The 12,765-nt window shown below is 55.9% G+C and carries 17 protein-coding genes; 14 read left to right on the forward strand and 3 right to left on the reverse strand.

Features of this window, described 5'->3' with window-relative positions:
* From BUE18_RS28180 to BUE18_RS26610, 14 genes are all read left to right on the forward strand, one after another.
* The coding region (locus tag BUE18_RS28180) for a hypothetical protein (protein WP_211482846.1) at nt 1-213 on the forward strand (213 nt) is incomplete at its 5' end.
* Nucleotides 210-737 (forward strand): hypothetical protein, encoded by a 528-nt coding sequence (locus tag BUE18_RS26550; protein WP_073479150.1) that lies wholly within the window; start codon nt 210-212, stop codon nt 735-737. The genes BUE18_RS28180 and BUE18_RS26550, both read left to right, overlap by 4 nt.
* Nucleotides 685-2,166, forward strand: coding sequence for a hypothetical protein (locus BUE18_RS26555; protein WP_073479151.1), 1,482 nt, complete (start codon nt 685-687; stop codon nt 2,164-2,166). The genes BUE18_RS26550 and BUE18_RS26555 overlap by 53 nt, the downstream gene beginning before the upstream one ends.
* Entirely contained in the window at nt 2,163-2,894 is a 732-nt protein-coding gene (locus BUE18_RS26560; RefSeq protein ID WP_073479152.1) for a hypothetical protein, read from the forward strand. The genes BUE18_RS26555 and BUE18_RS26560 overlap by 4 nt, the downstream gene beginning before the upstream one ends.
* A 137-nt stretch (nt 2,895-3,031) precedes the next feature.
* Nucleotides 3,032-3,859: a PD-(D/E)XK nuclease family protein gene (locus BUE18_RS26565; RefSeq protein WP_073479153.1), complete on the forward strand. Its 828-nt coding sequence runs from the start codon at nt 3,032-3,034 to the stop codon at nt 3,857-3,859.
* Nucleotides 3,831-4,664, forward strand: a complete 834-nt coding sequence (locus BUE18_RS26570; protein WP_139264980.1) for a hypothetical protein — start codon at nt 3,831-3,833, stop codon at nt 4,662-4,664. The genes BUE18_RS26565 and BUE18_RS26570 overlap by 29 nt, the downstream gene beginning before the upstream one ends.
* A 6-nt stretch (nt 4,665-4,670) precedes the next feature.
* Complete coding sequence (locus BUE18_RS26575; RefSeq protein ID WP_073479155.1) at nt 4,671-5,459, forward strand: hypothetical protein; 789 nt, start codon at nt 4,671-4,673, stop codon at nt 5,457-5,459.
* Between the two features lie 2 nt (nt 5,460-5,461).
* The gene (locus BUE18_RS26580) at nt 5,462-5,983 is read left to right on the forward strand and encodes a hypothetical protein (RefSeq protein WP_073479156.1); all 522 of its coding nucleotides are present in this window, start codon (nt 5,462-5,464) and stop codon (nt 5,981-5,983) included.
* Between the two features lies 1 nt (nt 5,984).
* Nucleotides 5,985-6,596, forward strand: coding sequence for a hypothetical protein (locus BUE18_RS26585; RefSeq protein ID WP_073479157.1), 612 nt, complete (start codon nt 5,985-5,987; stop codon nt 6,594-6,596).
* A 3-nt stretch (nt 6,597-6,599) separates the two neighbouring features.
* On the forward strand, nt 6,600-6,962 hold the full coding sequence (locus BUE18_RS26590) for a hypothetical protein (protein WP_073479158.1): 363 nt from the start codon (nt 6,600-6,602) through the stop codon (nt 6,960-6,962).
* A 133-nt stretch (nt 6,963-7,095) separates the two neighbouring features.
* Nucleotides 7,096-7,713, forward strand: a complete 618-nt coding sequence (locus tag BUE18_RS26595; RefSeq protein WP_073479159.1) for a tyrosine-type recombinase/integrase — start codon at nt 7,096-7,098, stop codon at nt 7,711-7,713.
* 87 nt (nt 7,714-7,800) lie between these two features.
* Nucleotides 7,801-8,118: a DUF2958 domain-containing protein gene (locus BUE18_RS26600; protein WP_073479160.1), complete on the forward strand. Its 318-nt coding sequence runs from the start codon at nt 7,801-7,803 to the stop codon at nt 8,116-8,118.
* A gap of 125 nt (nt 8,119-8,243) precedes the next feature.
* Complete coding sequence (locus BUE18_RS26605) at nt 8,244-8,798, forward strand: cytochrome c3 family protein (RefSeq protein WP_073479161.1); 555 nt, start codon at nt 8,244-8,246, stop codon at nt 8,796-8,798.
* A 96-nt stretch (nt 8,799-8,894) separates the two neighbouring features.
* Nucleotides 8,895-10,232 (forward strand): multiheme c-type cytochrome, encoded by a 1,338-nt coding sequence (locus BUE18_RS26610; protein WP_073479164.1) that lies wholly within the window; start codon nt 8,895-8,897, stop codon nt 10,230-10,232.
* Nucleotides 10,233-10,301: 69 nt separating this feature from the next.
* On the opposite strand, the gene hcp is transcribed toward BUE18_RS26610, so the two are convergent.
* The 3 genes from hcp to BUE18_RS26625 all read right to left on the reverse strand — a co-directional run.
* Nucleotides 10,302-11,948: a hydroxylamine reductase gene (hcp, locus tag BUE18_RS26615; RefSeq protein ID WP_073479162.1), complete on the reverse strand. Its 1,647-nt coding sequence runs from the start codon at nt 11,946-11,948 to the stop codon at nt 10,302-10,304.
* A gap of 53 nt (nt 11,949-12,001) precedes the next feature.
* Nucleotides 12,002-12,535 carry a hemerythrin domain-containing protein gene (locus BUE18_RS26620; protein ID WP_073479163.1) on the reverse strand — a complete coding sequence of 178 codons (534 nt, stop codon included), beginning with the start codon at nt 12,533-12,535 and terminating at the stop codon, nt 12,002-12,004.
* 35 nt (nt 12,536-12,570) lie between these two features.
* A partial coding sequence (locus tag BUE18_RS26625) for a cupin domain-containing protein (RefSeq protein ID WP_139264984.1) occupies nt 12,571-12,765 on the reverse strand: 195 nt, incomplete at its 5' end.

The raw sequence follows: 12,765 nt of genomic DNA on the forward strand, positions 1-12,765 counted from the left end.
GAACGGCAACCGCAATTGCTGCGCGATGTGCTGAGGCGCTTACCCATACTCCAAGGAAAGGGGGTGATCGAGCATGACCTGTCGCGGACCCTGATGGAAAAGGCGGCAGCCCGTTTCGCCACATTGACCCTCATTGAAGAAGGCACCCCTGTCCTGGAAATCCCGGGACGAATCCACAACATCATCGAAAATCTGAAAGGAGAAGTGTCATGACTGAAAGGATTTTTCAGAGCGAGGCCCTGACCAACGGCTGGGCGAACATCACAAACGACGGCGTTAAAACATACTGGTTTGACACGGATCAGGTCTTCCCCAAAATCTATTCCTTAGACAAGGCGGGAATCCCGGCATACTGGGATGACGTGCCGTATAGCGAGGAAATCATCAAGGAATGCACCCACGACGACGTTTGCTGCCTCATCCTTTCGTCCGGCAAGACCAAGGTGCTGGTGGTCGTCCATGCCAGTCTGCCGCACGTCGCCATGCACGGCCGGGCGACCAAGGAAATCCCGTGGTCCGAATATGCGAAAGAAGGCTTCATGGCGGTGAAAAAACACATCACCCCCTACCAACTGGACGCTGCGGTGATTAATCCCACGGTGGAGACGCTGGAAAAACTCGGGGTGCTGAAGTCCATCATCCAGAAATTTGTCAAGGACGCAAAACTGATCGAAGGAGGAGCCGATGAATCCCCTGCTGATGCAGATGGATCGGATCAAGACGGCGCTGAGGAGTAATGCCCATGATGCGGCGACCAATCTCCTGGTGAACATGCTGGCCAGCGACGATCTCTTTTCGTACTGGTCCATGTCCAGCCAAGGGTCAGAACGCATCCCCAACATCCTGCGCTACGTGAGCCGCATCACCTTTGACCCGGAAATCCCCACCGCCTGCGTCAATCTCATCGCGGGGGAGGTCCGCTTGTCGCCAACCTTTTTCCTGGAACACATGACCGGCCCGGAGGACGTATTGTTCATTCTGCTGCATGAGCGGAATCACCTGATCCTCCACAAGCTGTGGCCGGATTTGGTGGGGCATGAGTATCCGCCGGCGTTACGGAATTGGGCCGAAGACGTGTACATCAACGCCATGGCCAGACGCCAGGTCCTGTCCACCCTGCCGGAACGATTCTACGCGGGCGGGGAATCCATGCAGCTGGTCCTCACCGGCAGGCACAGCGCGGTGGATTGGGATGCAATCTCTTACAGGGTGGAGAATCACAACCTCATCAAAAATGCCCACGCCTCGTTCTATGTGCAAGCGGCCGAATTGATGGCCGCGATCCATGAGCCACCGATCTTGGTCGATGATTTTTCCGGGTTCCATCAGTGGATGCACTTGGTTCTCGAATGGTGGAAGGCCAAGCAGAGGGAGAATCGTCAACAATCAAAGGACATGACCGAGGCAATGGAAAACATCCCGCCGTTGGTCGCCAACCACGAACACGGCCCGGTCCTGACGGAGATGCCCGCCAACAACAACCCGGATCGGCAGGGTGTTGAGATGCATACAATCCCGGACATCTCACCAAATGATCCGGTGGTGAAGATGATCCTGGCCACATGCGAAATCCCGGAAATCCGGACCAGGTTTGAAATCTTCAACGACGCCAAGGTCCGGATGGTGGAAACGCTGATCGGCGGGGTCATCAGCCAAAGGACCGTGGTGTGCGAGCATGAGGGGTATTCGATTACTGTGCCACCTACGGTCAACCGTCGGGACGCCTTCCATATGGCGACGGGCGCGGCTCCGGTCCTCTGGCAACAATTCTTCGGCATGGAGAAACCGGCGGTGGACCTTTACGTGGACGTCTCCGGGTCCATGTCCAAGTATTACATGTTCATTCCGTACATTTATCAATCCATCCTCCATGTGGTGGGCCGGATTTTCCAATTTTCAACCAAGGTCGTGGAGGTGGACCACGGTGAGCGATTCCTGTTCACCACGGGCGGGACCAGTTTCAACGTCGTGGCCGAGCACATGGTCCAGGAGAATGTACGATGGGCAATCCTGGTCAGTGATGGGTTGTCCGCGTTGAACTCGAATCTGGAGAGGTCCCTGGCCCGGCAGCTTGAACATTTGGTGTACCTCAAGGTGCAACACAACACGCACCGAAATTGGGAGAGATTGGCCAAGGACGTGGTGCTCTTGGAGGGCGGCTCATGATGAATCCGGATTACGCAACCGCCCTGAACGAGGCCATGGATTTGGTTCGGCATCATGTGGGTGACGCGGTTTTCAAGGAATTGATCCGGGTGCCCAAGGCCCGGAAGGTGCGGTCCATGTCGGGATTGTTCCAGCTGGTGGTGGGCATCCTCGCCGAGGCAAAGGCGGTGCGGGAGAATGTCCCCAACATCGAGGTCTTGGCCAAAGCACTTTATGGGTTCGATCCCAAGAAGGTGGCGGCCTGTCAGGAAAAGCCCGGCCGGTTGGAAAGGCGTCTTTCAAAGATGGCGCCCGACTGGCCGAAGGAAGGCATGGAATCTTTCGTACACGGCGTGGTGGAGGGGGCCCGGACTTTGGTGGCCTGCAACACGGCATCGGGATTCCATCGGTTCGCGGAGGAGTTCTATATCCACAAGGACTGTTTAATCGCATCCTCGCTCCCGCTGGTCCTGGAGAAGGAAATACCGGGGATCGGATTCGGGGGCGCGTGCCGATTCCTGAATCAGGCCGGCCACCCCGTGTTCTTCCTTGTGGAGCCCAAGGTGCGAGCCGTCCTGTTCGACACAGGACTCACCGAATCCCGGGGGCTGTACGATTCCTTCTTCGCCGTTTTGGAAATGGCGGGCCTAGGGAGCATCCACCCCCATCCAGTACATTCAATCCTGTCCGCCCTGGTGGCCAACAATCTCCAGACCCTTTATCTGGAAAAGCTGGCCACCGATACCTGACCCCGAAACGACATCGTGTCGTTTTTCCGACGATCCATCAAATCCGGCATGCCGCTTTTGAAGCAAGCGGCGGATTCGCCACATGCCGGTGGGGTGTTTCCGTGGATCGTCAAAACAACAGAAAGGAGAAAAAGCCAATGGTGAAAGGGTTCTTCTGCGAAAAGACCGATGAACAAATCCCGTTTGCGGAATGCCTCGAATGCGCACGGTCCAGGCTGAATCGCAAATTGGATTGCCCGTTCGACGAGGCGGTGATCGCCGGGATGATCGAGAACATCAAGAACAAGGTCGGCATCAGTGTGACGATGATCTCCGGTTGTCATCGAGCCGCGTTCATCCAGCAGCATTACGACACCTGGGTCTACCCGTCCGGCATGTATTGGGCCTTCCGTGGCCAGATCGCCCATAAGGTCATGGAGGAGGCCGCGCTGCATGACGATGCTGTCATCGAGACAACCTTTGAAAAAGATTGGGAAGGCATCCGCGTGGAGGGGACCCCGGACCTGATCGTTCCATCGCAACGGGTGCTCAAGGATTACAAGACGACCGTGAACATCCCGTCCTACCTGAACAAAGACCGCCGCATCCTGGCCTATGACAACCACCGGGTCCAGGTGAACCTCTATGCATGGCTGGTCCCTCACGACATCGAGGAATTGGAGGTCGTGTACATGAGCATGGAGGAGACGCGGATTTGCCCCGTGGAAGTCTGGGCTGAGTCGTCCACGAAGAAAACATACATGACCGTGGACCGTTACATGGAAGAGAACCTGGTGCCCCTGTACGAGGCCCTGGAATCCGAGACCATGCCGCCCTACGCCCGCAACTGGGCATGCGACGAATACTGCGGCGTGTCGGACATCTGCTACCGGGAACTGAAAAAGGAACTCATGGCCGCCCGCCGGGTGGTCCCCCTGAAAAAGAAAGGAAAGAAACATGGCGATACCGCTAAAGCAACCGGATGAACAGCAATCGGTCCCGCACGAATGGACCGCTGAGGAGATTGTTCATCAAGCACGAAAGGTTCTGGACATCAAGGACAATGCCATGACCGAAAATGTCCATTTCGGTGTGATACCCGGATGCCGGAAGCCCTCCCTGTGGAAAGCTGGGGCCGAGAAGTTGTGTCAGGCTTTCAGGCTGGAGCCGCAGTTCGAAACGGTGGCCATGGATGACCCCAACCGGGTCATCGAATGGGAGAAGACCGAATACCACACCCGGCGGAAGATCACCGGCACAACCAAGGGTTTCATCGAATACCGAGCCTCCTGTTCCCTCATCCACATCCCCACCCGTGAAGCCTGGGTCCGTAACGTGGGCGGCGTGTGCAACAATTTCGAGTCGAAATATCGGACCCTGAACCCATACGACGTGGCGAACACCTTGGAGAAGATGGCTGAGAAACGTGCGTTCGTGGCGGCGGTTCTGATCGCAACGGCGGCGAGTGACATCTTCACCCAGGACATCGAGGACCTGCCCCATCTGAACGGTGACAGCAACGGCAACCGGCAGAGGCAAGCGCCTCCACCACGTCAGGCACAGACCCCGGCACCACCCAGAACTCAAAACAATGCTGGGTGCGGAAGCCAACGTGAAGAAGGCGTCCGGTACGCCACAGAAAAGCAGGTTGCCTACATTCGCGGTCAACTGGAACGCAAAGGGATACCGGCCAAGGATTTTTTCGAAGACTGGGAGGAGGAGTTCGATAGCCTGGACACCATCCCCTTCAATCTCGTAAACGACGTTTTGGCCTGGATCAGGGAGCAATAGCGGCGCATGGTATCAGACAAAAAATTGGTAACCCTGTATCGGGAGGCCCGGGATTTTCTGGAAGCCATTGCAGGCCGGGACGTCGAGGAACTGCTGGCCTTCACCCGTTACGCAAAAGTGAACGACATGCAGGAGGTGTATTGGCGGTTCGCGCGGTCCCTGTGCAACAAGCGGGGCATGCCCGCCACCATCGGCGACGTGGACGACCTCGAACCGTTTCTGTTTGGGTTCGATCCTGTGCGCACCGCCGGCAAGTACGGGGGTGACTGGCGTCGGCTCTTCACCGCGATCCGGGAAGGTCATACTCCTCCCGGTCCGATGGACATGAGTCGTGAGGGTAGCTATTGGGTGGTGTACATTAAAGGTCTCTTGTCCGGGGCGGTGTTCCTTTCTCGTCTCGGATCGTTCGATGGATTTGAAAACTTCGTGGCCGGTTTTGCCCATCACCCCCTTGCCCTGGCCGGGCTGCCCATCATTATTGAAAGGTTGGTCTACGGCATGGGGTTCCCGCTCGGATGCGACTGGCTCAGGGAAATGGGTTACACCGATTACGCGAAACCGGATGTCCATGTCCTGACTATCTTCATTGAATGCGGGATCGTCAGAGATTGGGACACGTTTCAATCGTTCAAAACTTTGGCGCACATGGGCCGGTTGGTGGGTGAACCGCCTGCCGTGGTGGACAAGGTGCTGTGGTTCGTCGGGTCCGGCCGGTTCCTGCCCGATGATGAGCCTGTGACCCGCTATCGGAATGCCTTTGTTGAATATGTGAATCCCATCCTGGAGAAGGTTTGAATATGAACGAAAACAACATACCACCTCCGAGAGAGGAGCGGTTTACAGTCTTAGGGGTTTTCCTGGAGCCTAAGACAATTGTATGGGTTGAAAAGCAAGGCGGCATGGATTGGTTCGCGTGCGAGATGGAGCAAACCTTGGCCAGCCTGCCGGATCGGGAAGCGGTGGCCGAATGGAAAATACTGGTCCGCCAGAAGCAGGAGATTGAAACACGGTCGCGGCTGGTCGCATACACCGCGCTGAAACAAGTCCTGCCGCCGGACCAATGGCTTGAGATCATCGAGGACCATCATGAACCCGGCGACACTTTTCTTTCCCTGTTTCGATCCCACGTCCGCTATTTCTTCCGATTGATCCCGGACCTGGCTCCCATGGTGGCGGAATACGAGGCGGTGACAGAGAGGTTGGATGTCGTCGATGCCGAACTGCTGGCCATGCTCAAGGGAAAATATCCGGGGTTAGCCGACGTGGAATCAACCGAACGCGCGCTGGTCCGGATCATCATGGCCAGATTGGAGGAATGAAATGTGCGGCTTTTGCATGGAACGTTTGGCCCTGATGGTGGCGGAAACGGAAAGCAAAGGCGGGTGCTACGACCTGCCTGAAAACGCAAGTCTCTTCGAGATTGCCATGGTTCTCCAGGAAACCGCGAATCCGTTGAGGGTTCTGGCCGTTCATGATTCGGAGGCCCTGAAGGATCGAGACCTGGCGACCATTGTGCAAATCAGAACAATGCTGAGTCCGACACCCTGGGGCCATGATCCCCAGGTGAAAAAAATCATCGGGAATGCCAACCCCATCCCGCCCTTGATGGGCAAGGTGCTCGATGCCGTCAACCGGAAGGACCTTGAATGTCTGCACGAAATCATCATCAGCCCCATGACCATGCCGGATTTCATCGGATTCGATCTCTGGGCGCAACGGCTGGCGGTTCGGCACATGGTCCAGGTTTTCGGGGTGGACGCCTTTGTACCGTTTGAACCGAGAGTCCGACCGGCACTGGCATTTTACGCTGGGTTGTACCTTGGGGTATCGGATCGAAAACACTTGGCCGAATCCATGATGGGAACCGTTGGTATGCCGGACGTGGACAAGGCGGAGGTGTTGGAATATGCGGGCCTGCTCAAAGGAGAATGACAAATGCGTGAGCACTACGAGGGATTCGAGAGGGAGGAGTTGTTCCATTTGATCCTTCGTCGGGCACTCGATGATTGCCCGACCATCAAGGCCCGGACCATCAAAAGGATCATCCATCAAATCGCCCCGGATTTCATGGAGGGTCTCTTCGAGGCAAAGCCGTGCGTTAGAAAATTGCGGTACGTGGGGTGTGGAGACATGTGCTGCGAATTTCCAACCGTTGACGCACCCCATGACAACGGCCTGGTCCTCGGGCAGGTGTACGAGTCAGAGCTTTTCAACGGGGCGACGTACAAACTCAAGGACCGGGCTGGATGGATCGGGGCCGCGCATTTTGAATGGGTGAAAGGCACCGGCAATCTTTAAGAGAATATCCATTTTCTTAAAAATATCGGTCTCATCCGCCACGTTTTCATAACAATCCACCACATAATCCTAAAAATCCGCATTCTTTTTCAGCCGGTGCCGTGTGGGACCGAAGGGAGGAGGAGTGTTCCCAATGAAACGATACCATATCAGCCGCGAGAAATTCATGTCCAGCGAGGAGGTGCGCCGGTTGCTCAAGACCAGCGAAGACCAAGCCATCATCGACCAAGCCAAGGGACGGAAAACATGGGTGTCCCGGTACATGCTTGTCCACCTGGCCCTGCATTCCGGTTTGAGGGTGAGCGAGCTTGCCGCGCTGACCATAGGTGACCTGCATCTGACCAGCCGCGAGAACTACCTTGTAGTCCAGAACGGCAAGGGTGGGAAGAAGCGGGACATATACCTTGACCGTGAGATAGTCCGGCATCTCAAGGAATACATAGCGCACAAGGCCAAGGCTTGGCAGGAGCCGGTGGATGGAAGTGCGCCGCTGCTCATGGGCCGGTCAGGACATTTTACGGAAACCGCCTTGCACCTGTCTTTTCGCAAAGCCGTGGAGGCCGCAGGGTTGAATCGGCGCTATTCCATCCATGCGGCCCGGCACACATATGCCACGATCCTCCTGGCGAAGACTCAAAATCTCCGGTTCGTGCAAAAGCAGTTGGGGCATGCGTCCTTGAATATGACCGCCCTTTATGCCGACGTGTTGCCCGAGCAGAACCAGGACCTGGCCAACGCCATGGCTGAATAATCTGCAAGGTAGCCGAAATTATGAGCCGTCCCCTCAAAGCGGGGGCGATTTAGTGCTTTTGGAAAACCAATAAACATGGAGGAAACCATGTGGAATGAACCGACGCAAGAGAGATTGGGCAGAATCCCCAGGCTGTACGAGACCGAGGGCATCCCGGTGGAGGACAAGCTGATCCATCTGCACTTCTTCATCGGTGGCTGCCATTGGTACATTGCAGAATACGACGGCGACGACATCTTCTTCGGCTACGCGGTCCTGAATGGGGATTACTGGAACGCGGAGTGGGGGTATGTGTCGTTCTCCGAACTCAAGGCCGTCAAGGTAGGCTGGCTTGAAGTGGACTGCGAAACGGAGAACGCCTGGCGAGTGAGGCCCGCGAGGGAGGTGAAGGGGGTTAGGTCTTGAAGAAGGTTATTGGCATAATCGCATTGCTTAATTTTGCTTCTGCATGCTATACTGCAATTCAACAATCCATTTTTTTAAGATGATGCCTTTTATTCGCTTCTTGCGTCTGACAATATGGTGTGGCCATGCTAAGAAAATTTACAAAGCCAATGCTCATTATCGCTTTGGGTCTGGTTTTAGGCTTTCCCCTGTTTTCCCTGACCTACTATGCCATGGTTCGTACATCCACGCCTCAATTCTGTGCATCCTGCCACGAGATTCAGCCCGCCTATAACGACTGGAAAACCTCTTCCCATGTGAACAACTCTCAGGGTTTTGTCGCGGATTGCATGGACTGCCACCTTCCCGCCCCGCATGATACCTGGAATTTTTTCTATGCAAAGACTGCACACGGCATCAAGGACGTGGCCGCCCATGTGATGGGCAATGAATATGACCGGCAGGAACAGCGCGAGAACGCATACGCCGCCTTCAAGAACAGCCAGTGCCAGAAATGCCACAGGAACATTTTATACATCCCCGAAAAACGGGGTGCTATGCTGGCGCACCGTTCGGTGCTGTACCCACGGCCGGGTTATGAAAAGCGCTGTGTGGACTGCCACAGGAGCCTGGTCCATGTGCCACGGGAAATCTATGCGTACAAACAATACCAACCCCCTTATCGCGGGCAGGGGCTATAGCCGCACCCCAAAAGAAGGAGGACGATTGTGAAAAGACATATTTTGAACACAGAGGGGGCCGCCTGTTTTGTCATTGCCCTGGCGGCGCTTCTTTTTATGCCTTTCGGGGATGGGCCTGAGGCCGGGAACATGCCAAAGGTCAAGGAATACCGCATCGAACGCAGCATGCCAAAAGAAGCGGTGGCCTGCATCGAGTGTCACAAAAGAGAGCAGCCCGGCATTTTCGCGGATTGGGCCGCCAGCAGGCACGCCAGCGCGAACATTACCTGTCTCGACTGCCACCAGGCGGAATCTTTTGACCCGGATGTGAGCCAGGGCCATTTCAAACAATATGAGAAGAGTGATTCGCCTTACGGAACCAAGGAATACAGGGTGCCGGTTTCCGGGGTGGTCACGCCCAAGGATTGCTCCCGCTGTCATCCTGACGAGGCGACCCAGTATTCCAGAAGCAAGCACGCCAATACGATGGAGATTATCTGGAAGATTGACCCGTGGCTGAATGACGGCATGAACTCCAGCCTGGAGCGGCAAAGCGGGTGTTTCCATTGCCACGGTACGGTCCTCAAGCAGAAGGATGGCGAGCTCGACCCGTCCACATGGCCGAACGTGGGAGTGGGAAGGGTGAACCTTGATGGAAGCAAGGGGTCATGCACAAGCTGCCACACGCGGCACCGTTTTTCGGTCATGGAGGCTCGCAAGCCCGAAGCCTGCGGCCAATGTCATCTGGGTCCCGACCACCCGCAGATAGAAATATTTACTGAATCCAAGCACGGCGACATCTACACGGCATTCGGCGATCAATACAATTGGGACGCGGCTCCCGGCACATGGACCCCGGGAGTGGATTACCGGGCACCCACCTGCGCCTCCTGCCATATGTCCGGCGCGGGCACGGTCCTGACCAGCCACGATGTCACCGAACGCCTTGCCTGGGAAATCCAGGCCCCGGAAACGGTGCGGCCTTCCGAGTTCAAGCCCTTTCCCGCAAAAACCAACCACGAGACGGAGCGGGAGAAGATGAAGGCCGTGTGCATGCAATGCCACGGGCAAACCTGGGTGGACGGTCACTTCAACAAATTTGACGGGGTCGTGGCTGAATATGATTCTGTCTATTTCGCCCCGGCAAATGAAATGCTGGCCCAACTTTACGAAAAGGGCGTTCTGGCCAGGCCGCCTTTTTTCGATGAAGCGTTGGAGGTGGAGTTCTACGAGTTATGGCATCATGAGGGCCGAAGGGCCAGGATGGGAGCGGCCATGATGGCCCCGGATTATGCCTGGTGGCATGGTTTCTATGAGTGCAAGAAGCGCTATAACTCCTTCATGCATGAGGCGAGAACCATGCTGGAATCTGGAGAAAAAGCATACAAGGCCAAGGATTTTCCCGGAGCTACTGGCAGCACCACAAAGCCTCCGGAGGTTTTCGGCGGCAAATAATTTGTTTTGTAACAAACGAAGACGGCCTCCTCCCATTGTGATGGAAGGGGGCCGTCGTGTTTTCGCGTATTAGTTCCCTGCCATCATGGCGGCGATGTCGTCCTCGACGGTGCCGATGGGCTTGATATCGAAGTTATCCACCAGCACTTTGGCAACATTGGGCGAAAGAAACCCGGGCAATGTCGGCCCCAGGCGGATGCCCTTGACCCCGAGAAACAGGAGGGCCAACAGAACGGCCACGGCCTTTTGCTCGTACCAGGCGATGTCGTAGGAAATGGGCAGTTCGTTGATGTCCTCCAGTCCAAACACCTCCTTGAGCTTCAGGGCGATCACGGCCAGGGAGTAGCAGTCGTTGCACTGCCCTGCGTCCAGAACCCTTGGGATTCCGCCGATGTCGCCCAGGGCGAGCTTGTTGTAACGGTACTTGGCGCATCCCGCCGTAAGGATGACCGTGTCTTTGGGCAGACTTTCCGCCACCTCGGTAAAATATCCACGCGCCTTCTGGCGGCCGTCACATCCCGCCATCACCACGAAGCGTTTGATGGCCCCGGATTTCACGGCGTCAATGACCTTGTCGGCCAGGGCGAGGACCTGGTTGTGGGCGAATCCTCCCACAATTTTACCGGTTTCAATTTCAACCGGTGGTTGGCAGGTTTTTGCCAACGCGACCACAGGGGAAAAGTCCTTGGCGCCTCCGGCCTGCCGCATCTCAATGTGTTTCGCGCCCGGATAGTTGACCACGCCGGTGGTGAACAGCCTGTCCAGGTAGGTGTTGTCCTTTTTGATGGGGATCAGGCAGTTGGTGGTCAGGATGATGGGGCCGTTGAAAGACTCGAAGTCCTTGTTCTGGTGCCACCATGAACTACCGTAGTTGCCCACGAAATGATCGTACTTCTTGAAGGCCGGGTAATAATTGGCGGGAAGCATTTCTCCATGAGTGTAAACGTCTACCCCGGTTCCTTCGGTCTGCTTGAGCAACTCCTCCATGTCCTTCAGGTCATGGCCCGAGATCAAGATGCCGGGGTTGCTTCGGACACCGATGTTCACTTCGGTGATTTCCGGATTCCCGTAAGCGGCAGTGTTAGCCCCGTCCAGAAGGGCCATGGTGGCGACCGCGGTCTCCCCCGCCTTCATGACCATGGCAATCATTTCATCCACGGAAAGTTCCTTGGTGGTGGAAGCCAGGGCCTCCATGAGGAAGGCGTAAATGTCTTCTTTCTCCTGGCCAAGAACCGCAGCATGGTCGGCATAGGCGGCGATCCCCTTGCAGCCGAAGATTAGAAGCCCTCTGAGGGATGTCACATCCTCGTTTTGTGCCGCCGTGAGCCGAACTTCATCGGCTTTGGCCTTGGCCACGATTTCGTCCTTGTCCTCCGATGCCCAAGTCGCGCAGTCGGGAAGATCGCCCGAGATGTCGGTACCAGCCTTTTCCTTGACCGCATCCCGGACCTTAAGAGCCTTCCTGATCCAGTTGATGATCACGTCATCATCCCAGGCCACGTTGGTGATGGTGGTGAAAAGAGCCTCGCATATGAATCGGCCCGCGTCGATGTCCACCACACCCTTTTCCTTCAGCTTTTCCCCATAGACCGATATGCCTTTGCACACATAAATGAGCAGGTCTTGAAGGTCAGCCGTCTCTTCCGGCTTGCCGCAGACGCCCCTGACGGTGCACCCCTGGTTTTTCGCCGTTTCCTGGCACTGAAAACAAAACATGGTCTTCCTCCTTGTTGATGGTTAGCATTTGGAGTTGCAGATTAGACACATATTCATCCATTTAGCTGCTGGACAACCGCAGTGTATTTTTCGTGGATCATCTTTCGGTCGAACTCCCAGAAAGCCTCCAGCATGGCATCTTGTTCCTCCTGGCTGAAGAGCTTTTCCGTGGACGGGAAGAAGACCTTGTCCTCCTTGCGTATGTGCTCGGGGTAGAATCGGGCCAGGGTCTCCAGATTCTCGATGATTCTGGCAATGGCATCCCGATTTCCGGAAACGTAATCGTCTTTGGCGTCCACAAGGTCCTTGACTGTTTTGCGCCCGAACTTGTGCTCCTCCACCAGCTCCTCCATAAGGGATTGGTCGGACGCGGACATTTCCTTCCCCCCTAGTTCTTTGAACAAGATGTCCTCCTCCTTGCCGTGGTGGGTCCGGTCCGCGTATGTCCGAATGAAATCCACCACTGCGTCTATGAAAACCGGGTCCGCGTCTCGGGTGTCCTTCATGGATGAGATTTCCCTGCGGACGATTTCCAGCATGCGTTCGATGAGCCGATGCTCGATCATGAGAGGGCCTCTCGGTTTCATATGTTGTCTCCTTTCAATAAAAGCTCCGTTTAGGTTTATATGGGCGGGGCGATGGTCACCAAAACCCGCATATCGGTGTCCGCCCGAATGCCATGAGGCTCGGCGATGTCGCAGATAAGCACATCCCCGGTCTTGGCGGGCACGACTGCTTCATCCTCGCCCAGGAAAGCGCCTTCTCCTTCCAGGACCAGGATGGACAACTGCCCCTCGATGTCGTGCGCATGGATGGG

This window comes from Desulfatibacillum alkenivorans DSM 16219 (assembly GCF_900142135.1).
Classification (GTDB): domain Bacteria; phylum Desulfobacterota; class Desulfobacteria; order Desulfobacterales; family Desulfatibacillaceae; genus Desulfatibacillum; species Desulfatibacillum alkenivorans.